The sequence below is a fragment of the Mycobacterium sp. FW102-FHT13B02 genome (assembly GCF_058790275.1).
The window spans coordinates 1-1,301 of record NZ_JBYTCM010000071.1; the positions used below are offsets into that span (position 1 = coordinate 1).

General features: G+C 65.7%; 1 protein-coding gene. It reads right to left on the reverse strand.

Annotation, left to right across the window (positions count from 1 at the left end; genetic code table 11):
- Nucleotides 1-33: 33 nt before the first annotated feature.
- Nucleotides 34-1,301 (reverse strand): IS256 family transposase (locus AC3WTE_RS32605; protein WP_492443761.1); only part of this gene is annotated, 1,268 nt, incomplete at its 5' end.

The following is a 1,301-nucleotide window of genomic DNA, read 5'->3' on the forward strand; positions in this document are numbered from 1 at the left end:
GAGAAATTGTCAATACCTGTGGATCGGGGTGTTTCAGGCGACCTCCGTTCCGGTGCTCTCGTCACCGTTTGAAGGCGGTGTTGGTGGGGTGATGTCGGTGGGTCGTTCGAGTAGCTTGCCTTTGTGGAAGACCGCGCCGGCGCGGACCAGGGCGACCAGGTGCGGGGCGTTGACGGCCCGCCAGCGGGCCTGTGCGGCGTCGATCAGCTTGTAGGCCATGGCAATCCCGGCCGTGCGTGATCCCGGCCCCTTGGTGACCTTGGTTCGAAGTCGCACCGTGGCGAAAGTGCTTTCGATCGGATTTGTCGTCCTCAAATGGATCCAATGCTCGGCCGGGTACTTGTAGAACTCCAGCAGGACATCGAGATCGTCGACGATCTTGGCGACCGCCTTGGGATACTTGGCACCGAAGTCGACCTCGAAGGCCTTGACCGCCAGCTGAGCCTTGTCGATATCCTCGGCGTTGTAGATGTCTTTGAGCGCCGCCAACGCCGACGGGTGTGCCGACTTCGGCAGTGCGGCAAGCACATTGGCCTGCTTGTGGAACCAGCAGCGCTGCTCACGGGTGGCCGGGAAGACTTCGCGGACCGCCCTCCAGAACCCAAGGGCACCATCGCCGACGGCCAGCACCGGCGCGGTCATCCCGCGGCGTTTGCAGTCACGCAGCAGGTCGGCCCACGACTCGGTGGACTCCCGATACCCATCGGTGATCGCGACCAGCTCCTTGCGACCATCAGCACGCACGCCGATCATCACCAGCAGGCACAGCTTGGTCTGCTCCAGGCGGACCTTGAGGTGGATGCCGTCGACCCACAGGTAGACGTAGTCGGTGCCGGACAGATCCCGGCGCCCGAACGTGGCGGCTTCGTCCTGCCACTGCGCGGTCAGCCGGGTGATCGTCGACGCCGACAACCCCGCACCCGAGCCGAGGAACTGCTCGAGTGCCGGCCCGAAGTCGCCGCTGGACAGCCCATGCAGGTATAGCAGCGGCAGCACCTCGCTGATCTGCGGGGACTTGCGTGCCCAGGCGGGCAGGATCGCCGAGGAGAACCGCTGCCGGACACCGGTATCGGGGTCAACCCGGCGGTCGTTGACCCGCGGTGCCTTCACCTCGACCGCGCCGGCTGCGGTCAGCACCTCACGCGGTTGGTGGTAGCCGTTGCGGACCACCAACCGATGGCCGTCCTCATCGAGCTGGTCGGCGAACTGCGCTACGTAGGCCGCAACCTCGGCCTGCAGCGCCGCGGCCAGCATCTGCCGGGCGCCGTCACGAACGATCTCGTCCAACAACGACCGACCAG